26 protein-coding genes and 1 pseudogene are annotated in these 25,626 nt (G+C 72.5%); 9 read left to right on the top strand and 18 right to left on the bottom strand.

The features are described from left to right. Positions 1-202: 202 nt before the first annotated feature. Positions 203-428 (top strand): annotated as a pseudogene (locus tag BJ965_RS39465) (alkene reductase); the annotation flags it as partial. Here BJ965_RS39465 and BJ965_RS23180 read toward each other — a convergent pair. The 3 genes from BJ965_RS23180 to BJ965_RS23170 are packed head-to-tail and all read right to left on the bottom strand — an operon-like array spanning position 368 to position 3,224. Beyond that, positions 368-1,555: a dipeptidase gene (locus BJ965_RS23180; RefSeq protein WP_184910418.1), complete on the bottom strand. Its 1,188-nt coding sequence runs from the start codon at positions 1,553-1,555 to the stop codon at positions 368-370. The pseudogene BJ965_RS39465 and the gene BJ965_RS23180 sit on opposite strands and share 61 nt — an antisense overlap. Before the next feature lie 5 nt (positions 1,556-1,560). Next, positions 1,561-2,088: a 5-(carboxyamino)imidazole ribonucleotide mutase gene (gene purE / locus BJ965_RS23175; protein WP_078885255.1), complete on the bottom strand. Its 528-nt coding sequence runs from the start codon at positions 2,086-2,088 to the stop codon at positions 1,561-1,563. After that, positions 2,085-3,224 carry a 5-(carboxyamino)imidazole ribonucleotide synthase gene (locus tag BJ965_RS23170; protein WP_184910417.1) on the bottom strand — a complete coding sequence of 380 codons (1,140 nt, stop codon included), beginning with the start codon at positions 3,222-3,224 and terminating at the stop codon, positions 2,085-2,087. The genes purE and BJ965_RS23170 overlap by 4 nt, the downstream gene beginning before the upstream one ends. Before the next feature lie 163 nt (positions 3,225-3,387). Between BJ965_RS23170 and BJ965_RS23165 the strand changes: the two genes are divergently transcribed. Next, complete coding sequence (locus tag BJ965_RS23165) at positions 3,388-3,894, top strand: GtrA family protein (protein ID WP_184910416.1); 507 nt, start codon at positions 3,388-3,390, stop codon at positions 3,892-3,894. Positions 3,895-3,944: 50 nt separating this feature from the next. Here BJ965_RS23165 and BJ965_RS23160 read toward each other — a convergent pair whose 3' ends face one another. Next, the gene (locus tag BJ965_RS23160) at positions 3,945-5,219 is read right to left on the bottom strand and encodes a HAMP domain-containing histidine kinase (protein ID WP_184910415.1); all 1,275 of its coding nucleotides are present in this window, start codon (positions 5,217-5,219) and stop codon (positions 3,945-3,947) included. Between the two features lie 28 nt (positions 5,220-5,247). After that, positions 5,248-5,925, bottom strand: a complete 678-nt coding sequence (locus BJ965_RS23155) for a response regulator transcription factor (protein ID WP_030844734.1) — start codon at positions 5,923-5,925, stop codon at positions 5,248-5,250. A 516-nt stretch (positions 5,926-6,441) separates the two neighbouring features. Between BJ965_RS23155 and BJ965_RS23150 the strand changes: the two genes are divergently transcribed. After that, complete coding sequence (locus BJ965_RS23150; RefSeq protein WP_184910414.1) at positions 6,442-7,947, top strand: oligopeptide:H+ symporter; 1,506 nt, start codon at positions 6,442-6,444, stop codon at positions 7,945-7,947. 60 nt (positions 7,948-8,007) lie between these two features. On the opposite strand, the gene BJ965_RS23145 is transcribed toward BJ965_RS23150, so the two are convergent. From BJ965_RS23145 to BJ965_RS23130, 4 genes are all read right to left on the bottom strand, one after another. Next, a complete protein-coding gene (locus tag BJ965_RS23145; protein WP_184910413.1) occupies positions 8,008-8,997 on the bottom strand; it encodes a hypothetical protein in 990 nt (329 codons plus the stop codon). A 450-nt stretch (positions 8,998-9,447) separates the two neighbouring features. Then, on the bottom strand, positions 9,448-10,149 hold the full coding sequence (locus BJ965_RS23140) for an LPXTG cell wall anchor domain-containing protein (RefSeq protein WP_184910412.1): 702 nt from the start codon (positions 10,147-10,149) through the stop codon (positions 9,448-9,450). Positions 10,150-10,527: 378 nt separating this feature from the next. Next, complete coding sequence (locus tag BJ965_RS23135; RefSeq protein ID WP_184910411.1) at positions 10,528-11,082, bottom strand: ATP-binding protein; 555 nt, start codon at positions 11,080-11,082, stop codon at positions 10,528-10,530. A 244-nt stretch (positions 11,083-11,326) separates the two neighbouring features. Then, the gene (locus BJ965_RS23130) at positions 11,327-11,704 is read right to left on the bottom strand and encodes an STAS domain-containing protein (protein WP_030844747.1); all 378 of its coding nucleotides are present in this window, start codon (positions 11,702-11,704) and stop codon (positions 11,327-11,329) included. A 250-nt stretch (positions 11,705-11,954) separates the two neighbouring features. Between BJ965_RS23130 and BJ965_RS23125 the strand changes: the two genes are divergently transcribed. Then, positions 11,955-12,869 carry an RNA polymerase sigma factor SigF gene (locus BJ965_RS23125; RefSeq protein ID WP_184910410.1) on the top strand — a complete coding sequence of 305 codons (915 nt, stop codon included), beginning with the start codon at positions 11,955-11,957 and terminating at the stop codon, positions 12,867-12,869. Positions 12,870-12,955: 86 nt separating this feature from the next. On the opposite strand, the gene BJ965_RS23120 is transcribed toward BJ965_RS23125, so the two are convergent. The 5 genes from BJ965_RS23120 to hutU all read right to left on the bottom strand — a co-directional run bounded on the left by BJ965_RS23120 (position 12,956) and on the right by hutU (position 18,871). Then, on the bottom strand, positions 12,956-13,291 hold the full coding sequence (locus BJ965_RS23120) for a hypothetical protein (RefSeq protein ID WP_184917470.1): 336 nt from the start codon (positions 13,289-13,291) through the stop codon (positions 12,956-12,958). Between the two features lie 66 nt (positions 13,292-13,357). After that, a complete protein-coding gene (gene hutI, locus BJ965_RS23115; protein ID WP_184910409.1) occupies positions 13,358-14,653 on the bottom strand; it encodes an imidazolonepropionase in 1,296 nt (431 codons plus the stop codon). Next, complete coding sequence (locus tag BJ965_RS23110) at positions 14,650-16,002, bottom strand: formimidoylglutamate deiminase (RefSeq protein WP_184910408.1); 1,353 nt, start codon at positions 16,000-16,002, stop codon at positions 14,650-14,652. The genes hutI and BJ965_RS23110 overlap by 4 nt, the downstream gene beginning before the upstream one ends. Next, positions 15,993-17,210, bottom strand: a complete 1,218-nt coding sequence (locus tag BJ965_RS23105) for an allantoate amidohydrolase (protein WP_184910407.1) — start codon at positions 17,208-17,210, stop codon at positions 15,993-15,995. Before BJ965_RS23105 ends, BJ965_RS23110 begins: the two co-directional genes overlap by 10 nt. Further along, complete coding sequence (gene hutU / locus BJ965_RS23100; RefSeq protein WP_184910406.1) at positions 17,207-18,871, bottom strand: urocanate hydratase; 1,665 nt, start codon at positions 18,869-18,871, stop codon at positions 17,207-17,209. The genes BJ965_RS23105 and hutU overlap by 4 nt, the downstream gene beginning before the upstream one ends. Before the next feature lie 24 nt (positions 18,872-18,895). Here hutU and BJ965_RS23095 point away from each other — a divergent pair, with 24 nt between their 5' ends. Further along, positions 18,896-20,380 carry a diaminopimelate decarboxylase gene (locus tag BJ965_RS23095; RefSeq protein ID WP_184917468.1) on the top strand — a complete coding sequence of 495 codons (1,485 nt, stop codon included), beginning with the start codon at positions 18,896-18,898 and terminating at the stop codon, positions 20,378-20,380. 99 nt (positions 20,381-20,479) lie between these two features. Here BJ965_RS23095 and BJ965_RS23090 read toward each other — a convergent pair whose 3' ends face one another. Next, positions 20,480-21,064 (bottom strand): hypothetical protein, encoded by a 585-nt coding sequence (locus tag BJ965_RS23090; RefSeq protein WP_184910405.1) that lies wholly within the window; start codon positions 21,062-21,064, stop codon positions 20,480-20,482. 89 nt (positions 21,065-21,153) lie between these two features. Next, the gene (locus tag BJ965_RS23085) at positions 21,154-21,996 is read right to left on the bottom strand and encodes a MurR/RpiR family transcriptional regulator (RefSeq protein WP_184910404.1); all 843 of its coding nucleotides are present in this window, start codon (positions 21,994-21,996) and stop codon (positions 21,154-21,156) included. Positions 21,997-22,037: 41 nt separating this feature from the next. On the opposite strand from BJ965_RS23085, the gene BJ965_RS23080 reads away from it, so the two are divergent. After that, a complete protein-coding gene (locus BJ965_RS23080; protein WP_184918077.1) occupies positions 22,038-22,334 on the top strand; it encodes a hypothetical protein in 297 nt (98 codons plus the stop codon). A gap of 74 nt (positions 22,335-22,408) precedes the next feature. Here the strand turns inward: BJ965_RS23080 and BJ965_RS23075 are convergent, their stop codons facing one another. Beyond that, the gene (locus BJ965_RS23075; RefSeq protein WP_184910403.1) at positions 22,409-22,786 is read right to left on the bottom strand and encodes an ArsR/SmtB family transcription factor; all 378 of its coding nucleotides are present in this window, start codon (positions 22,784-22,786) and stop codon (positions 22,409-22,411) included. Positions 22,787-23,139: 353 nt separating this feature from the next. Then, positions 23,140-23,346 (bottom strand): NAD(P)-binding domain-containing protein, encoded by a 207-nt coding sequence (locus BJ965_RS40185; RefSeq protein WP_313666990.1) that lies wholly within the window; start codon positions 23,344-23,346, stop codon positions 23,140-23,142. 208 nt (positions 23,347-23,554) lie between these two features. Between BJ965_RS40185 and BJ965_RS23065 the strand changes: the two genes are divergently transcribed. Genes BJ965_RS23065 through BJ965_RS39965 form a run of 3 tightly spaced genes read left to right on the top strand, consistent with a single transcriptional unit; the run spans position 23,555 to position 25,557 of the window. After that, positions 23,555-24,919 (top strand): FAD-dependent oxidoreductase, encoded by a 1,365-nt coding sequence (locus BJ965_RS23065; protein WP_184910402.1) that lies wholly within the window; start codon positions 23,555-23,557, stop codon positions 24,917-24,919. A 32-nt stretch (positions 24,920-24,951) separates the two neighbouring features. Further along, positions 24,952-25,410: an ArsI/CadI family heavy metal resistance metalloenzyme gene (locus tag BJ965_RS23060; protein ID WP_184910401.1), complete on the top strand. Its 459-nt coding sequence runs from the start codon at positions 24,952-24,954 to the stop codon at positions 25,408-25,410. Positions 25,411-25,422: 12 nt separating this feature from the next. Further along, a complete protein-coding gene (locus tag BJ965_RS39965) occupies positions 25,423-25,557 on the top strand; it encodes a hypothetical protein (RefSeq protein ID WP_281403070.1) in 135 nt (44 codons plus the stop codon). Positions 25,558-25,626 lie beyond the last annotated feature (69 nt).

The raw sequence follows: 25,626 nt of genomic DNA, 5'->3' as shown, positions 1-25,626 counted from the left end.
AGGTACGGTCACCGTCGCACGGAGCGGGGAGCGGTTCCTGGTGGGCGGGGCGTTCGGAGTAGGGCGCGGGCCTCGCGGACCACGCCCTCAGGACGGCCGGGCCGCGTCGATCACCTCGTCCAGGGTGTCCCGGGAGCGGACCGGGTCAGCATGCCCTGCTTTCCGGATCACCACGGAGGAGGTGCACCGGGCGTGCGGGGCGCTACCGGCCGCCGGGGCCGATCCGATCGCGCTCGGCCGGCCCGTCCTCGCCAACCCTGACCTGGTGACACGGCTGCGGCTCGGGGCGCCGCTCCGCGATGCGCGACCGGTACTTCATGTACGTGGGCGGGGCGACCGGCTGCACCGGCCACCCCGCCCTCGACGATCAGCCGGCGGACGCGTCCAGCGACTCGAGCGTGGCGTTGGACGGCGCCCGGGTGGCCTGAAGTCCCCGGGCCACGTCCTCCGCCGCGTCCAGCACCCGGACCGCGTTCTTCCAGGTCAGCTTGGCCAGATCAGCCTTGGACCAGCCGCGCTCCAGCAGTTCCGCGAGGAGGTTCGGGTAGCCGGAGACATCGGCGAGGCCGTCGGGGGTGAAGGCCGTGCCGTCGTAGTCGCCGCCGATGCCGAGATGGTCGACGCCGGCGACCTCGCGCATGTGGTCCAGGTGGTCGGCGACCGTCGCCACCGTCGCGACCGGGCGGGGGTGCCGCTCCTCGAAGGCGTGGTGGACCTTCATGGCCTCCGCGGTGGTGTCGAGGTGGTGGAAGCCGTGGGCACGCATGTTCTCGTCGGCCGCGGCCGTCCAGTCCACGGCCGCCTGGAGCACGAACTTCGGCACGAACGTCACCATCGCCATGCCGCCGTTGGCGGGCAGCCGCTCCAGGACCTCGTCCGGGACGTTGCGCGGGTGGTCGCACACGGCCCGTGCGGAGGAGTGGGAGAAGATCACCGGGGCGGAGCTCGCGTCGAGCGCGTCCCGCATGGTCGTCGCCGCCACATGGGAGAGGTCGACGAGCATGCCGAGCCGGTTCATCTCCCGGACGACCTCGCGGCCGAACGCGGTGAGGCCGCCGGCCTTCGGTTCGTCGGTCGCGGAGTCGGCCCAGTCGACGTTGTCGTTGTGGGTGAGGGTCATGTACCGCACGCCGAGGCCGTACAGACCGCGCAGGGTGCCCAGGGAGTTGGCGATGGAGTGGCCGCCCTCCGCTCCCATGAGGGAGGCGATCCGGCCCTCCCCGCGCGCGGCCTCCATGTCGGCGGCGGTGCGCGCGGGGCGCAGGTCCTCGGGGTGGCGGGTCAGCAACTGCCGTACGCAGTCGATCTGTTCGAGGGTGGCGGCGACCGGGTCGGGCGAGTCCGTGCGCACGTACACCGACCAGTACTGCGCACCGACCCCGCCGGCGCGCAGCCGGGGGATGTCGGTGTGCAGATGGGCGCTCTGGTCGGCGGCGATGTCGCGGGCGTCGAGGTCGTAGCGGACCTGCTCGCGCAGCGCCCAGGGCAGGTCGTTGTGGCCGTCGACGACCGGGAACTCGCGCAGGAGTTCCCGGGCTGCCTCCCGGGAGGTCATCGTCGTCACTTCCCCGCGCCGAAGCCGAATCCGCCCGAGCCCTCGACCTTGGAGCGCAGGCGCTTGCCCTTCTCGGTGGCCTGGTCGTTCAGCTCCTGCTGGAAGTCGCGCATCCGGCCGCGCAGTTCCTCGTCGTGCGCGGCGAGGATGCGGGCCGCCAGCAGACCGGCGTTGCGGGCACCGGCGACGGAGACCGTGGCGACGGGCACACCGGCCGGCATCTGCACGATGGACAGGAGGCTGTCCATGCCGTCGAGGTACTTCAGCGGCACGGGCACGCCGATGACGGGCAGCGGGGTCACGGAGGCGAGCATGCCGGGCAGGTGGGCGGCGCCGCCCGCCCCGGCGATGATCACCTTGAGCCCGCGGCCGTCGGCCTGCTCGCCGTAGGCGACCATCTCGCGCGGCATGCGGTGCGCGGAGACGACGTCGACCTCGTAGGCGATCTCGAACTCGTCGAGGGCCTTGGCGGCGGCCTCCATGACGGGCCAGTCGGAGTCCGACCCCATGACGATGCCAACAACAGGGCTCATTCGGTGATGGTGCCTCTCAGGTAGCCGGCAGCGTGACGGGCGCGCTCCAGCACGTCGTCCAGGTCGTCGCCGTAGGTGTTGACGTGACCGACCTTGCGGCCGGGTTTCACGTCCTTGCCGTACATGTGGATCTTCAGCTGGGGGTCGCGGGCCATGCAGTGCAGGTACGCGGAGTACATGTCCGGGTAGTCGCCGCCGAGGACGTTGACCATGACGGTCCACGGGGCACGCGGGCGCGGGTCGCCGAGGGGCAGGTCCAGGACCGCCCGGACGTGGTTGGCGAACTGGCTGGTGACGGCGCCGTCCATCGACCAGTGGCCGCTGTTGTGCGGGCGCATCGCGAGCTCGTTGACGAGGATGCGGCCGTCGCGGGTCTGGAACAGCTCGACCGCGAGGTGGCCGACCACGTCGAGCTCCTTGGCGATGTTCAGCGCCATCTCGGAGGCCTCCAGGGCGAGGGCCTCGTCGAGGTCGGGCGCCGGGGCGATGACCGTGTCGCACACGCCGTTGACCTGGCGGGACTCCACGACCGGGTAGGCCACGGCCTGGCCGTGCGGGGAGCGTACGACGTTGGCGGCGAGCTCGCGCAGGAAGTCGACCTTCTCCTCGGCGAGCACGGGGACGCCGGCCTTGAACGGGTCGGCGGCCTCCTCGACGGAGTCGACCACCCACACGCCCTTGCCGTCGTAGCCGCCGCGGACGGTCTTGAGGACGACCGGGAATCCCTCGCCCTCGGCCGCGAAGGCGGCCACGTCCTGCGGGTCGGAGACGATCCGGTGTCTGGGGCAGGGGACGCCGATCGCGTCGAGCTTCGCGCGCATCACCCCCTTGTCCTGGGCGTGCACGAGCGCGTCGGGGCCGGGGCGCACGGGGATGCCGTCCGCCTCCAGGGCCCTGAGGTGCTCGGTGGGTACGTGTTCGTGATCGAAGGTGATCACATCGCACCCCCGGGCGAACTCGCGCAGCGTGTCGAGGTCGCGATAGTCGCCGACGACGACATCGCTCACGACCTGCGCAGCGGAGTCCTGCGGGGTGTCACTGAGGAGCTTGAACCTGATGCCCAGCGGGATGCCCGCCTCGTGTGTCATACGAGCGAGCTGGCCACCGCCGACCATGCCGACTACGGGGAACGTCACTCCCTCAGGGTATCGGCCGCGCCAGGGTGGCCGGTTTCCCGTCCCTCCCCTGGCCCGCCCGGACCATCTCCGGCCGCCCACCGGCATCCGCAGGAAGATCGCGCGGGAGGGTGGTTAGCATGGCTGGGTTGACGCCGACGACCGGACGGGGGCCTGCACGACCATGGGACATGGTGCCTCTCGGCTCCGACGGATCGTCCGCGAAGTCGCCAAGTTCGGCGCGGTGGGCGGTCTCGGGGTGCTGGTCAACCTCGTCGCCTTCAACCTGGTGCGGCACACCACCGACCTCCAGGTGGTGCGCGCGAGCGTGATCGCGACCGTCGTCGCGATCGTCTTCAACTACGTCGGCTTCCGCTACTTCACGTACCGCGACCGCGACAAGAGCCGCCGCACGCGTGAGATGACTCTCTTCCTGCTGTTCAGCGCGATCGGCCTGGTCATCGAGAACGGCGTCCTGTACGCGGCCACGTACGGCTTCGGCTGGAACACCCCGCTGCAGAACAACGTCTTCAAGTTCCTGGGCATCGGCATCGCGACCCTGTTCCGGTTCTGGTCCTACCGCTCGTGGGTCTTCCGCGCCCTGCCCGCCGCCGAGACGCCGGCTCCCCCGGCCCCGGTCCGCCAGAGCGAGCAGACCGTCCCGCCGAAGGCGAAGCAGCAGGTGCCGTAACCCTCCGGACTCGGGCGGTCCCTCGCGGACCGTCGGTGCTCGGGCGGGTCCTAGCGGACCGTCGGTTCCTCGTCGTCCTCGGGCTGGTGCAGGGGGGTGCGGGACAGGAACAGGCCGAAGATCGGGGGCTTGGTCTGGAGCATTTCCAGGCGGCCGCCGTCGGCCTCCGCCAGGTCACGGGCCACGGCCAGGCCGATGCCCGTGGAGTTGCGGCCGCTGATCGCCCGTTCGAAGATCCGGGCGCCCAGGTCGGCGGGGACGCCGGGGCCCTCGTCCGTGACCTCGATGACCGCCTGGTTGCCGGTGACGCGGGTGCGCAGGGCCACCGTGCCGCCCCCGTGCATGAGGGAGTTCTCGATCAGCGCGGCCAGGACCTGCGCGACCGCGCCGGGCGTACCCACCGCGCGCAGATGCCGTTTGCCGGAGCTGACGATCGCCCGCCCCGCGCTGCGGTACGCCGGCCGCCACTCCGCGAGCTGCTGCTGGATGACCTCGTCGAGGTCGAAGGAGACGGCGGAGCCGGTGCGCGGATCGCGGGAGTTCGTCAGCAGCCGCTCCACGACGTCCGTGAGCCGCTCGACCTGCGTCAGCGCGATCGTCGCCTCCTCCTTCACCGTGTCCGGGTCGTCGGTGAGAGTGATCTCCTCCAGCCGCATCGACAGCGCCGTCAGCGGGGTGCGCAGCTGGTGGGAGGCGTCCGCGGCCAGCCGACGTTCGGCGGTCAGCATGCGGGCGATGCGCTCGGCGGAGCCGTCCAGCACGTCCGCCACCCGGTCCAGCTCGGGCACCCCGTAGCGCTTGTGCCGGGGCCGTGGATCGCCGGAGCCGAGCCGCTCGGCCGTCTCCGCGAGGTCGGTCAGCGGCGACGCCAGCCGGTTCGCCTGGCGGACGGCCAGCAGCACCGCGGCCACCACCGCCAGCAGCGCGACCAGCGCGATGATCAGCAGCGTCCGGCCGACCTCACGGGTCACCGACGAGCGCGGCTCCTGGACGGTGACCGTCTCGCCCTCCTCGCCGGGCGCGGTCGCGCTGATGACGTCCCCGACGGGCTTCGTGCCGACCTGGATGGGCGACTCCCCGGGGATGCGGATCACCGCGTAGTAGCGGTCCTGGGTGACCTGCTTGCTCAGCACCTCGGCGTCGACCTGCTGCGCCCCGAAGAGCCGGCTGTCGACGATGCTGGCGAGGCGGACCGCCTCGGACTCCACCCGCTCCTGGGCGCTGTTGCTGATCGTCCGGGTCTCGACGATGACGAGGGAGACGCCGAAGACGGCGATCACGACGAGCACCACGGCGAGCGTGGACTGGATCAGTCGGCGACGCATGTCCTGTTACCCGAGCCCGCCTCGCGGCTCAGCTCTTCTCGAAACGGAAACCCACACCGCGCACGGTGGCGATGTAGCGGGGGTTGGCCGCGTCGTCGCCGAGCTTCTTGCGCAGCCAGGAGATGTGCATGTCGAGGGTCTTGGTCGACGACCACCACGTCGTGTCCCAGACCTCCCGCATCAGCTGGTCGCGGGTGACGACCCGGCCCGCGTCGCGCACCAGCACCCGCAGCAGGTCGAACTCCTTGGCGGTGAGCTGGAGCTCCTCCTCGCCCATCCAGGCGCGGTGCGACTCGACGTCGATGCGCACGCCGTGCGTGGCGGGCGGCTGCTGCGGCTCGGAGGCGCCGCGCCGGAGCAGGGCCCGCACCCGCGCGAGCAGTTCGGCGAGCCGGAACGGCTTGGTGACGTAGTCGTCGGCGCCCGCGTCGAGCCCGACGACGGTGTCCACCTCGTCGGCGCGCGCGGTCAGGATGAGGATCGGGATGGCGTGGCCTTCGCCCCGCAGGCGGCGGGCCACCTCCAGGCCGTCCATGCCGGGCAGACCGAGGTCGAGCACGACCAGGTCGACTCCGCCCTGCAGTCCGGCGTCGAGAGCGGTGGGTCCGTCCTCGCGGACCTCGACCTCGTAGCCCTCCCGGCGCAGAGCGCGGGCCAGCGGCTCCGAGATGGACGCATCGTCCTCGGCGAGCAGTACACGGGTCATGTGGTGATGGTAGACCTGCGACGCCCTGAGCTGGGGTGTGACCGGAATCCTTGATTCTTACCGTTGGCCTACGCGGTTCTTACGTTCCGGTGGTAGACCGACAGACCTCTGCCTATGGGGTGCGATCCTGGTAAGGACCTTGGAAACAGGGCGTGTGGTTCCTCCGACACCTGTGATCCGTGTCTCAAGCCCTTCCATATGCGGCGGTGTCCTGCCGTATGGTGATTCAACGCCTGTAGCACCACGGCGACCTTCGGAGGCCGTTTGCCCTGAGGGTCTCTTTTGTGTGCGGGCCGGTTCCCGCCGGCCCCCAACGTGAAACGACCTGTGGCCGGGCCTCGTAGTGCGGCGACGCGCGTAGAGGCGTGGATCCCGGTGGCGACCGCCCACCGCTTCGTGACCCGGAGCGGACCCCCGTAGGCGTCGGGCGGACGGCCGTACCCACCGGTGCCGGCAGCCCCCCACCGGGCGCACCACCGCTGCCGCGGGGCGCGTCCCGAGCAGCAAGGAACGACCATGGCGTCCAGCCTGACGAAGGACTCGGCCCGACCGGGCACCCCCGGTTCCGAGAAGACCTTCTTCGGCCACCCCCGCGGACTGGCCACTCTGTTCATGACCGAGATGTGGGAGCGCTTCTCCTACTACGGCATGAGGGCCCTGCTCCCGCTGTACCTGGTGGCCCCGGGTGGCCTGCATCTGCCGGCGGGCACGGCGACGGCGATCTACGCCGTGTACCTGTCGCTGGTGTACCTGCTCACCCTGCCCGGCGGCTGGTTCGCCGACCGTGTGCTCGGCCCCCGCAAGACGGTCGCCGTCGCGGGCGTGGTCATCATGCTCGGCCACCTGTGCCTGGCGCTGCCCGCCGCCGCGAGCTTCTACGTCGGCCTGGGCCTGGTCGCCATCGGTTCCGGTCTGCTGAAGGCCAACATCTCCACGATGGTCGGCCACCTCTACGACGGCCCGGAGGACCCGCGCCGCGACGGCGGCTTCACGGTCTTCTACATCGGCATCAACCTCGGCGCCTTCATCGCGCCGCTGGTCATCGGCACCGTCGGTGAGAACGTCAACTGGCACCTTGGCTTCGCGCTGGCCGCGCTCGGCATGGCGCTGGGCCTCGTGCAGTTCCTGCTCGGCAGCCGCCACCTGGACGCGAAGAGCAGCCTGGTCCCGACCCCGCTGACACCCGCCGAGAAGGCCTCCACCCTGCGCAAGGGCCTGATCTGGCTGGCCGTGGCCGTGGTCTTCTACGGCATCGTCGGCGGCACCGGCCACTACACCCTGAACTGGGCGCTGATCCCGCTCACGCTGCTCGGCCTGATCGTGCCGATCCTGGTCATCACCCGCATCCTTCGCGACAAGGACCTGGACTCGGGCGAGCGCTCGAAGGTGTCGGCGTACATCTGGTTCTTCGTCGCCGCCGCCGTGTTCTGGATGATCTACGACCAGGGCGGCTCGACCCTGTCGCTGTTCGCCGAGAAGAGCGCCGACAACACGATCTTCGGCTGGGAGTTCCCGGTCTCCTGGTACCAGTCGGTCAACCCGGTCCTGATCATGGCGCTGGCGCCCGTCTTCGCCTGGCTGTGGCTGTGGCTGAACCGGCGCGGCAAGGAGCCCAGCACCATCGTGAAGTTCGCCTCCGGTCTGGTGCTGGTGGGTGCGTCCTTCTTCCTCTTCCTCGCCCCGCTGTCGATCGCCGAGGGCGGTCACAAGGCCGCGGCGATGTGGCTGGTCGCGATCTACTTCGTGCAGACCGTCGGTGAGCTGACGCTGTCCCCGGTGGGTCTGTCCGTGACGACGAAGATGGCGCCGGCGAAGTACGCCTCGCAGATGATGGGCGTCTGGTTCCTCGCGGTCACCGCGGGCGACTCCGTCACCGCGCTGCTGTCCAACCCGGCCGTCGGCGGGGTGAACCTCGACAAGACCGGCTTCGTGGCGCTGGAGGCGGCGCTCGCCGTGGTCGCCGGCTTCGCGGTGTACATGTACCGCAAGAAGGTCAAGGCCATGATGGGCGACGTCCGCTGATCACCGCCGCCTGACTCCTCGAGAAGGGCCGTCGCACCCCCCGGGTGCGGCGGCCCTTCCTCATCTCCCGGTCGATCGCGGCGGGTCGGTGTCCGGGGCGAACCAGGGCGTGGCCGCCCCCCGGCGGCGGACAGGCAGCCGCAGCCGGCCGGGCGGGCGGGCCGCGTGGACCGGGCGGCGCGGTCGTACGTGGTCGATCACGGCCAGGCCCGCGCGGAACAGCGCCGCCGGTACGACGAGCAGGACGAGGACCCAGAAGAGGGTCACACCCCAGGGCCGTCCCACGCCCCAGGGGTGCTCGGCGAGCACCTTGCCGCCGTACTTCAGCGACACGGTGTAGTCGCCGTGCGCCCCGGCCCCGAGCTCCACGGGCAGCTCGATGCGGGCCCTGCCGCCCGGGCGGATCGTGCCGCGCCACCGCTGGTCCTGCCACTGCGGGGCGAACACGCCGTGCGCGGTGCCGACCTGGAAGACCGGGTTCTTCACGGGGGACGTGCCGACGTTGCCCACGGTGACCACGAGGGTCCGGGCGGGCGGGGAGCCGAACCAGGTCAGCAGACCGCCGGAGCCCCGCAGTCGGGTGTCCGCGAGCAGGGACAGCCGGCCGCCGGCCGCGTCGGCGGGCAGCGGCTCGACGGCGTGCCCGGCGACCCGGAGGGCCGCGTCGGCCTCGGCCCCGCGCCCGGTCGCCGTGGCCACGTGGACCACGCAGGGGCACGGCACGGGCGGCTCCACGACGGGCAGTTCGCGACGGAAGCGCCCGTCGGCGCCGGTGGTGACGGCCCGGCCGTCGGCGTTGGCGCAGGAGTCGGTGCCGCCGGTCACGCCCCGCTTCGGCTCGGCCTGTCCGCACACGAGCAGCGTCAGCAGCGCACGGGGCCGCCAGCCGCTGCCGCTGACGGTGACCGAACCGCCCGTACCCGCCTGGGACGTGGACAGCTCGACGGCGGGCCGGTCCACCGCCCCGGCGGGCCCGGCACCCGCCAGGACGAGCAGCAGCGCGAGCAGCACCGGCAGGGACACATACGGGAGACGGACGGAGGGCGGCATCGGCGGCTCCAACGCTCGTACGGTGCGGACGTGCGGCCGGACCCGGCGGCGTACGGTCCTGCGGCGGTACGGGGGCCCGACCGGACCGGCGGGGCGGGGCGGGCGGTGGGGGCCTGCGGTCAGGGGCCTGCGGTCAGGCTGGCAGCGCGCGGGCCTGCGGTGCGGCGCTCCACCGGGCCGACGACGTACGGTCCTGCCGTGCGGGCGCGCGGCACGGCCGGCGAGGCGCGCTCCCCCGGTACGGACCGCGCTCCCCCGGTACGGGCCGCGCTCCCCGGTACGGGCCTGCGGCCGGACCGGCGGCGCACGGACCCGCGCGGCCCGGCCGGCGAGGCGCGGGCCTGCGGTACGGGCGCGCGGCACGGCCGGCGAGGCGCGGTCCCCCGGTACGGACCGGCGGCGGGCGGGACGGGGCTCAGTGGTGCGCCTGCCAGGAGGGGCGCCCGGGGGTCAACGGCCCGCCCGTGTTTCCTGGTGACGCCGCGTCAGCCACAGGGCGCCTGCCGCGCCGGCGAGCAGGACCGTGCCGCCGAGGGTGCCGAGGGCTACGGCCGAGTCCTCTGGCCCGGTCCGCGGAAGTCCGGCACCGTCGTCCGAGCCGGAGCCGCCGCCCTGGGCGGAACCGGAGGCACCACCGCCGCTCGCGGCCGTGACGTCGAGGGTGAGGGACGGGCCCGGGTCGTGCGTCGGGGTGCAGGTCGTCGTCGTGCCGAGCGCCTTGATGGTGAGCACACCGGCCGTGAAGGTGACCTCGCCGCTCTTCTTGGGCGTGTACGTGCCGCTCAGATCACTGATCTTGATCGGCGTGTTGGCGGGGATCGCGGCGTCGTTGGCGGGGCCGGACACCGACAGGGTGCCGCTGCCGGCGCCGCCCAGGGCGATGGTGGCGCTCGGCGTCATCGCGCCCTTGCCCAGCTCGACCGGGCTGGAGGAGACGCCCTTCCGCCAGGACATGGTGACCCGGTAGCCGCTGCCGCTCCTGACACCCTTGATGTCGATGGGCGAGACGGCACTCTTGTCGCCGATCGGCGTCTTGCACTGGTAGTTGACGTCGACGACCTCGGCCCGGGCGACGGGGGCGGCCATCCACACCGCCGAGCCGGCCAGGGCCGCGGCGGACGCGAGCGCGGCGGTTCGTTTCCGGTACGACACGGTGCCGCTCCCCTTTCTGTTTCTGACGGCGTATCAGATCGGGCCGTCAAGGTACGCCCGGGGCCTTGAGGAAGGAAGACACAGTGCGCGCCGGATCCGTGGGGATCCGGCGCGCGGTGAGTGATGTACGAGGGGACGCGGGGCGGGGATCCCGTGCCGGGCGGTCACCCGTTCGGACGCACCTCGGGGCGCCCACCAGGCCCGCCATCAGCGCGTACGCCTGATGTCAGCGCATACACCTGACGTCAGCGCGTACGCCCGATATCAGCAGATACGCCCGAGATCGGACAGCAAGCCCCGCGATCGGACAGGCGCACCCTCGGGCCGGCCCACGGGCCGGCCGGTGACACGCTGGGGCCGGACGTGCACTTCCCGCGATCAGGCGGGTGCGCTCAGCTCCGCCCAGACCGTCTTGCCGGAGACCCCCGGCGTCCGGACGACGCCCCAGTCCAGGCACAGGCGCTGGACGATGAACATGCCGTGGCCGCCCGGGCGTCCCGCGCGGTGCGGGGTGCGAGGAGCGGGCTGACCGGTGCCCCGGTCGGCGACCTCCACGCGGATCACCTTGTTGTCGCAGGTGATCCGCAGCTGGTCCGGCCCCTCGGCATGCAGGCAGGCGTTGGTGACCAGCTCGGAGACGACCAGCAGGACATCCTCGGCGGCGGCCCGCTGGTCGGCGGAGGCGGCGGGCAGCCAGCCCCACGCGTACAGCGCCTGGCGGGTGAAGTCGCGGGCCAGCGGAACCACGCCGCTCTGGTCGTCGAAGCTCAGCCGGCGCACCTGCCGACCCCCCGGCGGCGCCGCGGCTCCGGACGGCGCGTCCACGCCCTCGCCGGCCGCACCGGCCGCCGCTACGCCACCCTCGGACGCCCCGGAAGCGCCGCCGGGCTCCGGCCCGCGGTCGCCCGGCGGGTAAGGCCGGGTGGTGCTCATCAGCGCTTCACCTCACCGATTCACCAGTTCACGATTCAAAAACTTCACTACACAGTCGGTCACGCAGTGCGCGGCACGTCGGTTTCGCGGTGCCCCCGCCACCCTGGCGACCGACAGGTTCAGGATGTCTCCTGCCCTGGCGGACCGACTGAACACCCATGTATTCGGCACGAAAGACGTGACGGGGCTGGGACGCCGGTCACAGAGGGATGCCCGAGGCACCGCGCGCCGACGCACCGCCGCCTCAGCCCGACTCGTCGGCCAGGGCCGCCTCGAGCGAGTCATGGACGCTGAAGACCGCATCCGCACCCGTGATCTCGAACACGCGCGCCACGACCGGCTGCATGCCGGCGAGCGAGACGCCGCCACCGGCGGCCTCCGCCTTCAACCGTGCCCCGAGGAGCACGTTGAGCCCCGTGGAGTCACAGAACTCCAGGCGTGCGCAATCGATGACCAGGCGCTTGAATCCTTTGGCGAGGCAGTCGTCGAGTGGCTCCCGCAACAAATCGGCGGTGTGGTGATCCAACTCACCCGCCGGGGTCACGACGGCACTAGAGCCCTCTTCCCGCACCTCCACCAGAAGCCGGCCAGACTGTGCGCTGCCGACCGTCCCGCGGTCCATGCCGTCTCTCTCTCCCGACGTCGAGGTGGTTGCTGACGCCCTCGAACACTACGCCCTCCCCGCACGGTCCGACACCCGAACAACTACACACAAACGGACATATGCCCACAGAACGCACTTGCGGTGGGCTCGGGAAAGCGGGTAGGCCTAGTAAGGACACGTACCCGACACGGCCGGCTTTGGAGGCGCCGCACACCGCAGTGCACCTAACGGCTCCGGCAGCCATATGCCGAGAACGATGGAGGACATCATGTCACCCCGGCTCGACGAATCGCGTACCCACAAAGCGGCGTCGACACCCCCTCCGGAACATCTGGATCCCATCGAGCAGGTCGAGATGCTCGTCACACAGGACGGCCTCCTCGCCGGACTTCCGGACATCCCGCCGTACGAGGAAGTCGACGCGGTCGACGCCCGGGCGCTGTCCAAGACCCTCTTCGAGCGTCTGGAGACGCTGGAGGAAGGGACCCACGAGTACTCGTACGTCCGCAACACGCTCGTCGAACTGAACCTCGCGCTGGTCAAGTTCGCCGCCTCCCGGTTCCGCTCCCGCAGCGAGCCGATGGAGGACATCATCCAGGTCGGCACCATCGGCCTGATCAAGGCGATCGACCGCTTCGAGCTGTCCCGCGGTGTGGAGTTCCCCACGTTCGCGATGCCGACCATCGTCGGTGAGATCAAGCGCTTCTTCCGCGACACCTCGTGGTCCGTGCGCGTGCCGCGCCGGCTCCAGGAACTGCGGCTCGACCTGGCCAAGGCCGGGGACGAACTGGCCCAGAAGCTCGACCGCGCCCCCACGGTGGCCGAGCTGGCGGAGCGCCTCGGGATCTCCAACGACGAGGTCGTCGAGGGCATGGCCGCGTCGAACGCCTACACCGCCTCCTCGCTGGATGCCCAGCCGGAGGAGGACGACTCCGAGGGCGCGCTCGCGGACCGCATCGGCTACGAGGACCACGGGCTCGAAGGCATCGAGTACGTCGAGTCGTTGAAGCCTCTGATCGCGGAACTCCCGCCGCGCGACCGGAAGATCCTGTCCCTGCGGTTCGTCGCGGGCATGACCCAGTCGGAGATCGGCGAAGAGCTCGGCATCTCGCAGATGCACGTCTCGCGGCTGCTGTCGCGGACGCTGGTACGGCTGCGCAAGGGGCTGACCGTCGAGGAGTGATCCTCGGCCTTGGTGTACGTGTCCCTCGGGGGCGGGCCGGACGGCCCGCCCCCGGGCGCGTGGCACCGGTGGTCGGCGGCGGCCCTTCAGGAGTTGAGGAACAGCGCCGCCGTCGGCAGCAGCGGGGCCGTGAGGCTCAGCAGCCAGTAGGTGTGCGGGGCGAGTGCCGTCCGGTGCCGGAGCGGCCTGTTGGCGAGCCACCAGATCAGGCCGTAGAGCGTGACGACGGGGACGACGATCACGAGCCAGAGGGCCATGCCGTCGTTCTCGGTCGGTTCCCGCACGGTCCAGCCGGCCTCGGCGAGCGGCCCGTTCACCGCGAGGTACCAGAGCAGCCAGAACGGCACCACGCCCGGTATGCCGAGCAGCACGTTCACCACGAGTGGTGCCGACCAGCGCCGCGCCCACCGTCCCCGCCCCATGTGCGCCCGCCCTCCGCCGATGCCGGCCGTCGTCCGACGCGGCATCGCATTATCGCGGGCCGGTGATCACACCACGCGCTCTCCGCGCCGCCACACCCCGCTGACCAGCGGAACGCCGGGCCGGTAGGCCAGGTGGACGTGGCTCGGGGCGTCGAGGAGCGTCAGGTCCGCGTACGCGCCCGGGGTGAGGCGGCCGACGTCGTCGCGCCGCAGGGCCGCCGCACCGCCCGCGGTCGCCGACCACACGGCCTCGTCCGGGGTCATCCCCATGTCCCGTACGGCCAGGGCGATGCAGAACGGCACGGACGAGGTGAAGGACGAGCCGGGGTTGCAGTCCGTGGACAGCGCGACCGTGACGCCCGCGTCCAGCAGACGCCGCGCGTCCGGCCATGCCGCCCGCGTGGAGAACTCGGCGCCGGGCAGCAGGGTGGCGACCGTACGGCCGCCGGCCAGGGCGTCCACGTCCGCGTCCGTGAGGTGGGTGCAGTGGTCGGCGCTGGCCGCGTCGAGCTCGACCGCGAGCTGCACACCGGGGCCGTAGGACAGCTGGTTGGCGTGGATGCGGGGGTGCAGGCCCTTCGCCTTGCCGGCGGTGAGGATCGCGCGGGCCTGGTCGCCGTCGAAGGCGCCCTTCTCGCAGAAGACGTCGATCCAGCGGGCGTGCGGGGCGCAGGCGTCGAGCATCTCGCCGGTGACGAGGGCGACGTAGCCGGCCGGGTCCTCCGCGAACTCGGGGGCGACGATGTGGGCACCGAGGTAGGTGACCTCGTCGGTGTGGGCGGCGGCGACGCGCAGGGCGCGGGCCTCGTCCTCGACGGTCAGGCCGTAGCCGGACTTGGTCTCGAACGTGGTGGTGCCCTGGCGGAGGGCTTCGGCGAGGTAACGGGTGACGTTGGCCTCGAGTTCCCGGTCGCTCGCCGCCCGCGTGGCCGCGACGGTGGTGCGGATGCCGCCGGCGCTGTACGGCCGCCCGGACATCCGGGCGTTGAACTCCTGCGTCCGGTCGCCCGCGAAGACGAGGTGGGAGTGGGAGTCCACGAAGCCCGGGACGACCGCCCGGCCTTCGGCGTCGACCCGGTTGTCAGTGGCGGGTGCTTTGCTTTGATCACCGGTCCACACGACGCGGTCGCCTTCGATGACGACGGCCGCGTCCTGGACCAGTCCCAGGGGGGAACCGTCACCGGAGGAGGGGTCGTTGGTGACCAGGGCTGCGATGTTGGTGATGAGCGTGCTTGCGGTGCTCGCGGAGTGGGCGGGGCTGACGGTCGTCGCGTTGCTCATGGCGTCCTTGGTGGCCTGGTCGGCGGTGGGGTCGGGTTCGGGGGCGGAGGCGGGCCGCGCGGACGGGCGGCCCGGGCTCATCCCCGCAGGGCTTCGACGGCGTCCGCGAGGGCTCGCGGCACGTCCGGTACGAGGGAGTGGACCCCGTCCCGTACGACGTGCCGACCACCCACGACCGTATGCGACACGTCTGCTGCCGACGCAGCGAATACGGCCGTCTCGGCCCCGAGCCGCGGAGGCGGCCCTGCCGTCCTGACCGAGTCGAGCGCGAGGGTGGTGAAGTCGGCGAGCGCGCCGGTCTCCAGGGCTCCCGCGTCCTCCCAGCCGAGGGCGGTGTGGCCGTCGCCCGAGGCCGCCCGCAGCAGGGCCGCCGCTGTCCAGTGACCTCGGGTGCGGGTGCGCAGCCGCTCGTTCAGTTCCATGGCCCGCGCCTCTTCGAGCAGGTCGATGACGGCGTGGCTGTCGGAGCCGAGACAGAGCGGGGAGCCCTCGTTCTGCAGGGCGACGGCCGGCCCGATGCCATCCGCGAGGTCCCGCTCGGTGGTCGGGCACATACAGGTGCCGGTGCCGCTGCCGCCGAGGAGGGAGATGTCCTCGGCGGTGAGGTGGGTGTTGTGGACGCCGGTGGTGCGCGGTCCGAGGACGCCGTGCAGGGCGAGGAGCTGGGCCGGGGTGCAGCCGTGGACCTCCCGGCACGCCTCGTTCTCGGCGGTCTGCTCGGACAGGTGCACATGGAGCGGGGCCCGCCGTTCCTCGGCCCACCGTGCGACGGTCTCCAACTGCTCGGCGGGCACGGCCCGTACGGAGTGGATCGCGGCCCCGATCCGTGCGTGATTCCGATCCTTGAGAAGTGAAGAGCGTGTGGCCCAGGCCTCGGCGTCCCCGTCGGAGAAGCGGAGCTGGTGGGCGGTGGGGGGCTGCCCGAAGCCGGAGGAGAGGTAGGCGGTGTCGAGGAGGGTGATGCGGATGCCGGCTTCGGCGGCGGCCGTGATGAGGGCCTCGCCCATGGCGTTGGGGTCGGCGTAGGGGGTGCCGCCGGGGGCGTGGTGGACGTAGTGGAACTCGCCGACGGCCGTGATACCCGCCAGTGCCATCTCGGCGTACACGGCGCGGGCGAGGGCGTGGTAGCTGTCCGGGGTGAGCCGGGCGGCCGTGGCGTACATGACCTCGCGCCAGGTCCAGAAGGTGCCGGAGCCGACCTGGACGGCCCCCCGCAGGGCCCGGTGGAAGGCATGGCTGTGCGCGTTGGCCAGACCGGGCAGGGTGAGTCCGCGCAGCACCTCGGCGCCGGGGGGCGGGGCGGGGGCGCCGGTGCGGACGGCGGTGATGCGGCCGTCCGCGACGTCGAGGGCCACGCCCGGCTCGACATGGTCGCCGAGCCAGGCGTGCTCCAGCCAGTACGTCCGCGGGGCTGCTGTCGTCACCTGCACGCCAGTCCTTCCAGTACGTCGGCGAGTGCGAGTACCCCGGCCACGCAGTCGTCCTCGCTCGCGGACTCGGCCGGGGAGTGGGAGACGCCGGTGGGGTTGCGCACGAACAGCATGGCGGTCGGGATGCTCCCGGACAGGATCCCGGCGTCGTGTCCGGCGCCGGTGCCGAGGACGGGGACGGTGAGGTCGGTGTCCGTGCCGAGGATGCGGGCGAGTTCGTCGCGCAGAGCGTGGTCGAACTCGACGACGGGGGTGAAGGACTCACGGACGACGTCGAGGTCGATGCCGTGCGCGTCCGCGTGACTCCGCGCGGCCTTCTCGATACCGCCGACCACGGTGTCGAGTCTCGTCTGGTCCTCGGCGCGGGAGTCGAGCCAGCCGCGCACGAGGGAGGGGACGGCGTTGACGCCGTTGGGCTCGACGGCGACCTTGCCGAAGGTCGCGACGGCTCCGGCGAGTTCGGCCTCGCGCCGGGCGGCGAGGACGGTCTCGGCGTAGGACAGCATCGGGTCGTGCCGGTCGGCGAGCCGGGTGGTGCCGGCGTGGTTGGCCTCGCCCCGGAAGTCGAACCGCCACCGGCCGTGCGGCCAGATCGCGCTGGCGAGGCCGACCCGGTCGCCGGACAGGTCCAGGGCCCGGCCCTGTTCGACGTGCAGTTCGACGAAGGCGCCGATGCGGGCGAGCCGTTCGGGGTCCGGCCCGATGGCGTCCGGGTCGTATCCGGCGGCCTCCATGGCCCGGGGCAGCGTCACGCCCTCGCCGTCGGTGAGCAGGTGCGCCTGCGCGCGGGTGAGCTGCCCGGCGGTGAGCCGGGACCCGACGCAGGCGAGCCCGAACCGGGCGCCCTCCTCGTCGCCGAAGTTCACGATGGCGAGGGGCCGGGTGAGGCGGGCGTCCCTGCCGCGCAGCTCGTCGAGCGCGGCGAAGGCGGACACGACTCCGAGGGGGCCGTCGAAGGCGCCGCCGTCCGGCACGGAATCGAGGTGCGAGCCGGTGACGACGGCGTCCCGGGCGGCGGGGTCGCCGAGCCAGGCCCACTGGTTGCCGTTCCGGTCGACCTCGTGGGCGAGGCCCCGCGCGCGGGCCTGGTCCTCGAACCAGGCGCGGCAGTCGGCGTCGGCGTCCGTCCAGGCGAAGCGGCGGTAGCCGCCGGACGCGGAGCTGCGGCCGACCGGCAGCAGCTCCGCCCACATGCTGTGGAAACTCACGCGCCGTCACCCTCGCGCATCGGGACGCGGACGCCCCGCTCCCCCGCCACCGACTCCGCGATGTCGTACCCGGCGTCGACGTGCCGGATGACGCCCATGCCGGGGTCGTTGGTGAGCACCCGGCGGATCTTCTCCCCGGCGAGCGCCGTGCCGTCCGCCACCGTGACCTGCCCGGCGTGGATCGAGCGGCCCATCCCGACGCCGCCGCCGTGGTGGATCGACACCCAGGACGCCCCGGAGGCGACGTTCACCATGGCGTTCAGCAGCGGCCAGTCGGCGATCGCGTCGGATCCGTCGAGCATGGCCTCGGTCTCGCGGTAGGGGGACGCGACGGAACCGCAGTCGAGGTGGTCGCGGCCGATGACGACCGGCGCGGCCAGCTCCCCGCTCGCGACCATGTCGTTGAACCGCTCGCCGGCCTTGTCGCGCTCGCCGTAGCCGAGCCAGCAGATCCGGGCGGGCAGGCCCTGGAAGTGGACGCGTTCGCCGGCCATCTTGATCCAGCGGGCCAGGGACTCGTTCTCCGGGAAGAGGTCGAGGACCGCCTTGTCGGTCTTGGCGATGTCGGAGGCCTCGCCGGACAGGGCGGCCCAGCGGAAGGGGCCCTTGCCCTCGCAGAACAGGGGGCGGATGTAGGCGGGGACGAAGCCGGGGAAGGCGAAGGCGCGGTCGTATCCGGCGAGTTGGGCCTCGCCGCGGATGGAGTTGCCGTAGTCGAAGACCTCGGCGCCGGCGTCCATGAAGCCGACCATGGCCTCGACGTGCCGGGCCATGGACTCGCGGGCCCGGGTGGTGAAGCCGGCCGGGTCCTTGGCGGCGGCGTCGGCCATGTCCTCGAAGGCGACGCCGACCGGCAGGTAGGCCAGGGGGTCGTGGGCCGAGGTCTGGTCGGTGACGATGTCGATCGGGGCGCCCTCGGCGAGCATCCGCGGGAGCAGCTCGGCGGCGTTGCCCAGGAGGCCGATGGACAGCGGCTTGCGCTGGTCGCGTGCCTCGGTGGCCAGCTGGAGCGCGTGGGCGAGGCTGTCGGCCTTCACATCGAGGTACCGGTGCTCGATGCGCCGTTCGATGGCGCGCGGGTCGCAGTCGATGCAGATGGCCACGCCGTCGTTCATCGTCACGGCGAGCGGCTGGGCGCCGCCCATGCCGCCGAGGCCCGCGGTCAGGGTGATGGTTCCGGCCAGCGTCCCGCCGAACTTCTTCGCGGCGACGGCGGCGAAGGTCTCGTAGGTGCCCTGGAGGATGCCCTGGGTGCCGATGTAGATCCAGGAACCGGCGGTCATCTGCCCGTACATGGTCAGGCCGAGGTGTTCGAGGCGGCGGAACTCCTCCCAGTTGGCCCAGTCGCCGACGAGGTTGGAGTTGGCGATGAGGACGCGCGGGGCCCACTCGTGGGTCTGCATGACGCCGACGGGCCGGCCGGACTGGACCAGCATGGTCTCGTCCTGCTTCAGCCCCTTCAGCGTGCGCACCATGGCGTCGAAGGAGCGCCAGTCGCGGGCGGCCTTGCCGGTGCCGCCGTAGACGACGAGCTTGTCGGGGTGCTCGGCGACCTCGGGGTCGAGGTTGTTCTGCAGCATCCGCAGGGCGGCTTCCTGCTGCCATCCCAGGGCGCTCGGTTCCGTGCCGCGCGGTGCTCGGACGGGGCGGGGTCCTGACATGGTCTGCCTCCTGGTGGGTGCGTGGTGCTCCCGGCGGTTTGTTGCTACGTCTATTCACATCCTGGACTTCTGAATAGAGCTAGTCAATACGTGGGGGTGTCGGCGCGGCGCCGCCGTGGATGTTTGGCTGGATGCATGGGCGCACACATCGAGGCGGAAGAGGCGGACGACACCGGGGCCCGGCGGGCCGCGCGGCGGGACGAGGCGGTGCGGGCCGCCGTGGAGCAAGGGCTGCTCGGGCCCGACAGCCCCATCGTGGGGCTGCTGGACGTCACCGGCATCCGGGAGTCGGCGGCGGAGCTGCGGGCGGCGTTCGAGGCGGTGGTGGCGCCGGACACGCCCGTGCTGCACGCCTTCGCGGTGAAGGCGACCCCGCTGGTGCCGGTCCTGCGGCTGCTGCGTGAGGAGGGCGTCGGCGCGGAGGTCGCGAGCCCGGGTGAGCTGGCCCTGGCGCGGGCGGCCGGCATGCCGCCGGAGGTGACGGTGCTCGACTCGCCCGCGAAGACGCCGGCCGAGCTGCGCGAGGCGCTGTCCCTGGGCATCGCCGTCAACGCGGACAACCCGCAGGAACTGGCCCGGATCGATGCCCTGATGCGCTCCTCGAGCAGCCGCTCCCCGCTGGGGATCCGGGTGAATCCGCAGGTCGGCGGGGGCTCCATCGAGGCGCTGTCCACAGCCACGGCCACCTCGAAGTTCGGGGTGGCGCTGCGTGACGAGGGGGCCCGGGAGTGGGTCGTCCAGGCGTATCTGGACCGGCCGTGGCTGACCCGGCTGCACGCGCACACCGGGTCCCAGGGCATCCCGCTGGCCCTGATGGCCCGGGGCGTGGCGGAGACGTACGCGCTGGCGGAGGAGATCAACCGGCGGGCCGGGCGGCGGCAGGTGGACACGCTCGACATCGGCGGCGGCCTGCCGGTGAACTTCGCGTCGGAGGCGACGGCTCCGACCTACGCGCGGTACGCACGGCTGCTGGCCGAGGAGGTGCCGGGGCTGCTCGACGGGCGGTACGGGCTGGTCACCGAGTTCGGGCGGTCGCTGCTGGCCAAGCACGGGACGGTGGTGGCGCGGGTCGAGTACGCGAAGGCCTCCGGCGGGCGGGCGGTGGCGGTGACGCACGCCGGGGTGCAGGTGGCCGCGCGGACGGTGTACGCGCCGGGGAGCTGGCCGCTGCGGATCTCCGCGTACGACGCGAAGGGGCGGCCCAAGGAGGGCCCGGTGGTGGTCCAGGACGTCGCGGGGCCGGCCTGTTTCGCGGGGGACCTGCTGGCGGAGGCACGGTCCATGCCGTTGCTGGAGCAGGGGGACTACGCGGCGGCTCTGGACACCGGGGCGTACTACTTCGCCCACCACTACGGGTACAACTCGCTGGTGCGGCCCGGCGTGTACGGCTTCGGGCCGGGTGGACGCTTCGCGGTGGTGCGGCGGGCGCAGACCGTGGAGGAGGTCGTCGCCGAGTCGGGTGGGGCCGAGGTGGACGCGTTGACGCGAGCGGGGTGGGAGGTTCCGTAGGGTTTGCGGCCTCGGGTGCGTCGCGGCTCGTCTCGCCCACGCGGCGGAGCCGCACATCGATACAGCGGTGCGCCCCTGGGTGGGCGCACCACTGCCGGGTCACACCAGCGCCGGTGACTTCCTTCGTGCGCCTCCCGGTGCGGCGTCTCCCGCCGCGATGCCCGTGCTGCGGTACGCCTTCACGCGCTTGCCGGCCGGATGCGCCGCTCCTCCGCGCAGCCAGTCCACGCGGACCCACAGCAGCGCCTCGCCGGCCTGCTCGCGGCGGCCCAGCCAGGCCGACTTCAGCCACAGGCCCGCGCCGCAGCCGGCCAGCAGCATGCCCCCGGCCGCGGGGGCCGCGAAGGCGCTGCCCAGGGCGGCGAGGAAGGCGAGGAGGAGCCACCAGCGGTGGCCCCGGCGCCAGTTGCGTACCGTGACCGCGCGATCCTGGAGTACGTCGTGCTTGCCGGCCCGGGACGCGGCGGCGGCCAGGGCCGTGTAGCGCTTGCGGCGTGCGCGGGCGACCACCGCCGTCGCGAGGACGAAGAGGGCCGCTCCGGCCAGGACGCCGATACGGCGTCCGGTCAGGCCCGGTGCGAGCAGGCCGATGCCCGCCGCGAGAACGCCCAGCCACCACAGCGGGGCCGCCCCCGCCCGTACGACGACGGCCACTCGGGCCAGTCCCTGTCCTCCGCGCGTCACGTCCAGCCTCCGTCCGGTCTCCGAAGCCTCTGGGAGCCGTACGGTAGCGACGCAACGTGAGACGAGTCTTAAAAACCGCGCCCGTGCCGTCAGTCGACGAACAGGCCCCGCGCCGCCGCCTTCGTGTCGAACTCCTCCAGGCGGGACTGGGCCTGGGGCAGGCCGTCGCACATGGCCTCCAGCAGCACCCGGCCGAGCAGCATCGGCGCGCAGGCCGTGTCGAAGGCGAGGCCGGTGCCGACGGCGGCGGGCAGCAGCAGGTCGGACACCTTGGCGACGGGCGCGAAGGCGGAGTCGGCGACCGTGACGACGGTCAGCCCGGCCTCCTTGGCGTAGGCGAGGGTGTCGACGACCTCGCGGGGGTGCCGGGGCAGCGCGAAACAGAGCAGCGTGCTCGCGCCGGCCCGGACGGCGGCGTCGATGCGGTCCTGGAGCATCGTGCCGCCCTCACCGAGCAGCCGTACGTCGGGATGGACCTTGGCGGCGAAGTAGGCGAAGCCGTGTGCCTGGGCCGCGGCCGCCCGCAGGCCGAGGACGAGCAGCGGGCGGGAGGCCGCGAGGAGGCGTCCCGCGCGCTGGACGGGTCCGGGGTCGGCCAGTGCCTCCGCCAGGTGCCTCAGGTTCTCGATCTCGGCCTCGACGGCCTGCTGGTACTCGTTGTGCGACCCGGCGTCCGCGGCGGGTTCGGCGGGGGCGACCTCGCGCAGATGGCGGCGCAGCGCGGGGTAGCCGTCGAAGCCGAGGGCGACGGCGAAGCGGGTCACGGACGGCTGGCTGACCCCGGCCAGCTCGGCGAGCTCCACACTCGACAGGAACGGCACGTCGGCGGCGCGCCGCACCATGCTGTGCGCGATGCGCCGCTGGGTCGGCGTGAGCCGGTGGCCCTCGAAGAGCGCCTGCAGCCGCGCGGCAGGGCTGTCGGTCACGCTCATGACGTGCTCCCCCTCGCCTATTCAGTAGCTGAGGATTCTGCATGAGCATATGCAGAGCGGCAAGCCGGGCGGGTGGGCAGGCCGCAGCCGTGAGCGCCCTCGATGGGTGCGAGCGCGTCGAGCCGCTCAGTGGCCAGGTACTCGGCCGGCACGACCAGGTGGGTGCGGATTCGGGCGTGCTCGGCGAGACGCTCGTCCTGACCTGCACCAAGCCGATCTCCCGCCCGGTGGCCACCGAGCCACCGGTACGGCGGCTGCTGTGCGGCCGATGCGCCGCGGCTCACCGCACCTCCGCCGCGCGCCGCCCGGAGAAGAGCGGCCTGGCACGGACCTCGTGACCGGGGCCCGGAACCTCAGGGTGAGCCCGGTTGGGCTCGCCCCCGTCCGGCCCCAGCCCGAACCGCGGGGGCGGTCAGACAGCAGCCGGCCCCAGGGTGAGCAGCTTGCCCATGGCCGCCAGCACCGAGGGCTCGACCCGGTAGTACACCCAGGTACCTCGCCGCTCGGAGGTCAGCAGCCCGGCCTCCTTGAGCTTCTTCAGGTGATGGGAGACGGTCGGCTGGGAGACGCCGACGTCGGAGATGTCGCACACGCACGCCTCACCGGCCGCGTGCGAGGCCACGGCCGAGAACAGGCGCAGCCGCACCGGGTCGCCGAGCGCCTTGAACATCCGCGCGGCCGTCTCGGCCTCCTCCGCGGTGAACGGACGCTCGGTGAGCGGCGGGCAGCACGGCGCGACGGCCTCGGGTCCCTCGGCCTCGATCAGCGGCAACACGCTCGTATTCGACATACATCTATGTTGACATACGTCGAACCAGTGCGCGAGGGGCGAACGGCTCAGCCGCGGGCGAGGTGAGCCGCCAGGAGCGGTGCCGCGCCACACGACCGGCGTCCCGGCCGACGCCGCGCCGGGAGCCGGACGACAGGTGCGCTGCCACTCAAGCCCGACGAACGCCGGACCCGGGTGGGTGACAGAGATGCCGTCCCGCTGCGGGAGTGGCCGGATGACCAGCTGCGTCGGAGGAGTCCGCACCAAACGGCCGAGCGGCGCCGCGTCCAGGCCGGTGCGGGCGAGCCGGAAGTGCAGGTCGCGGCCGAGGATGCGAGGCCGGGCGAGCTTCACCGGGCCCCGGCTCGCGAGCGTCACCGGGTCACCTGGGCGAGCTCGGCGGCAATCTGCACCGCAGGGTTTCCCGCCCCGACCACGACGACCCGCCGCCCGGCGAACGGGACTGGGCTGCGGTAGTCGGCGGCGTGCGCCACCGGGCCGGTGAAGTCGTCCTGCCCCGGCAGCGTCGGTCGGCACGGACGGCCGAAAGCGCCGGACGCTGCGACCGCGGCCGCTGTCACCAACCGGCCACGCCCTTCAGTTCGCCCTGCCGCAGGAGGGCATGCCCTGCGGCCGGCCCGGACCGCCGCCGCCCATCACCACGACGTCAGCGTGCTCCATCGGCCAACCCCCCTTAGATTCGATGAATGTCTATGTTGACGCTTATCGAAGCAGGTGCCATGCTGACTGCACAAGCCATCGACGAATGTCGAAGCAAAGGGGAGTCTCGTGAACGCGTCCACCACCGACCAGTCGCCCGTCGTGGTCATCGGTGCCGGCCCGATCGGCCTGGCCGCCGCCGCCCACCTGGTCGAGCGCGGTATCGAGCCCCTGGTCCTCGAAGCCGGGCCGTCCGCGGGCACCGCCGTACGCGACTGGGCGCATGTGCGGCTGTTCTCACCGTGGGCCGAGGTCACCGACCCGGCCGCCGAGAAGCTCCTCGCCCCCACCGGCTGGGTGCGCCCCGATGACACCGCCTACCCGACCGGCGGCGACTGGGCCGAGCAGTACCTGCAGCCGCTCGCCGCCGCCCTCGGCGACAAGGTTCGCTACGGCGTCACGGTGACCGGCGTCGCCCGCGCGGGCCGCGACCGCACCGTCGACGCCGATCGCGACGAGCAGCCCTTCACCATCCACACCCTGGGGACGGACGGCCGCGAGGAGCGGATCACCGCCCGCGCCGTGATCGATGCCTCCGGCACCTGGTCCACCCCCGGTCCGATGGGCGCCGACGGCCTGCCCGCCCTCGGCGAGAAGACCGCCGCCGACCGCATCTCCTACCGCGTCCCCGACCTCGAGGACCCGGCCGTCCGTGCCCGCCACGCAGGCAAGCGCACCGCGGTCATCGGCTCCGGCGCCTCCGCCTTCACCACGCTGGCCCACCTCGCCGACCTGGCCGAGGAGGAGCAGGGCACGCACGCGACGTGGGTCCTGCGACGCGGCATCGGCGCACACACCTTCGGCGGAGGCGAGGCCGACGAGCTGCCCGCGCGCGGCGCCCTGGGCCTGCGCGCCAAGGCCGCCGTCGAGAACGGCTGTGCGAGCGCGGTCACCGGCTTCCGTACAGCCATGGTGGACCGCGTCGGCGACCAGCTGGTCCTGGTCGCCGAGGACGGCCGCCGACTGGACCCGGTCGACGAGGTCATCGTGCTGACCGGCTTCCGCCCCGACCTGTCCTTCCTTTCCGAGGTCCGTCTCGGACTGGACGAGCGTCTGCGGGCGCCGACGGCCCTGGCCCCGCTGATCGACCCGAACGTGCACTCCTGCGGAACCGTCTACCCGCACGGCGTGAACGAGCTCTCCCACCCGGAGCAGGACATCTACCTGGTCGGCATGAAGTCCTACGGCCGCGCCCCCACGTTCCTCGCCATGACCGGCTACGAGCAGGTCCGCTCCATCAGCGCCGCGATCGCCGGCGACCGCGAGGCCGCCGAACGCGTCGAGCTGACCCTGCCCGAGACCGGCGTGTGCGGAGGCGCGGGACTGTACGACGAACCCGACGCGGCCCAGAACGGCCGGGGCGGCGGATGCTGCGGCGCCCCGGCCACCCTGCGGATCGACACCGGAACCCCTACCGCCACCGGCGGTTGCTGACCACCGATCACCCCTCGAGCAGGAGGTACGCCATGTCCCGCGTTCAGCTGGCCCTCCGCGTCGCTGATCTCGACGCGTCCGTCGTCTTCTACAGCAAGCTGTTCGGCACCGAGCCCGCCAAACTCCGTGACGGATACGCCAACTTCGCCATCGCCGAGCCGCCGCTCAAGCTCGTACTGATCGAGGGACGGGCGGGCGAGGACACCCGGCTGGACCATCTCGGCGTCGAAGTCGCATCGACCGAGGCCGTCCACGCCGCCACCGCCCGGCTGAGCGAGGCCGGCCTGGCCACCACCGAGGAGGGCGACACCACCTGTTGCTACGCCCTCCAGGACAAGGTCTGGGTGCACGGTCCCGGCCGGGAACCCTGGGAGGTGTACGTGGTCAAGGCAGACGCCGGGCCCCTCGCCAAGCAGCAGGGCAGCACCTGCTGCACCGATCCGGCCGATGCCGACACCGAGGAACCGGCCGTCACAGGCGGCTGCTGCTGACACCGCACACCGATGGCCAACCCCCACACCAGCGGGGCCGTGACCGGAACGGGGGACCGGTCACGGCCTCGCGCCGCACTGCGCGCCCTCTGCCTGACGCAGGTCATCAGCCGGGGCACCGGCCACCACGAGGGCGGGCAGCCGTAGGTGGATCCAGGGGCAAGACCGTCGAGATCATCGGCCTGAACGAGCCCAGCGCCCGGATCCACAAGACGC

This window comes from Streptomyces luteogriseus (assembly GCF_014205055.1).
Classification (GTDB): Bacteria; Actinomycetota; Actinomycetes; order Streptomycetales; family Streptomycetaceae; genus Streptomyces; species Streptomyces luteogriseus.
The sequence above is the reverse complement of the archived record's forward strand: the minus strand, read 5'-3'. Positions and strand labels throughout refer to the sequence as shown.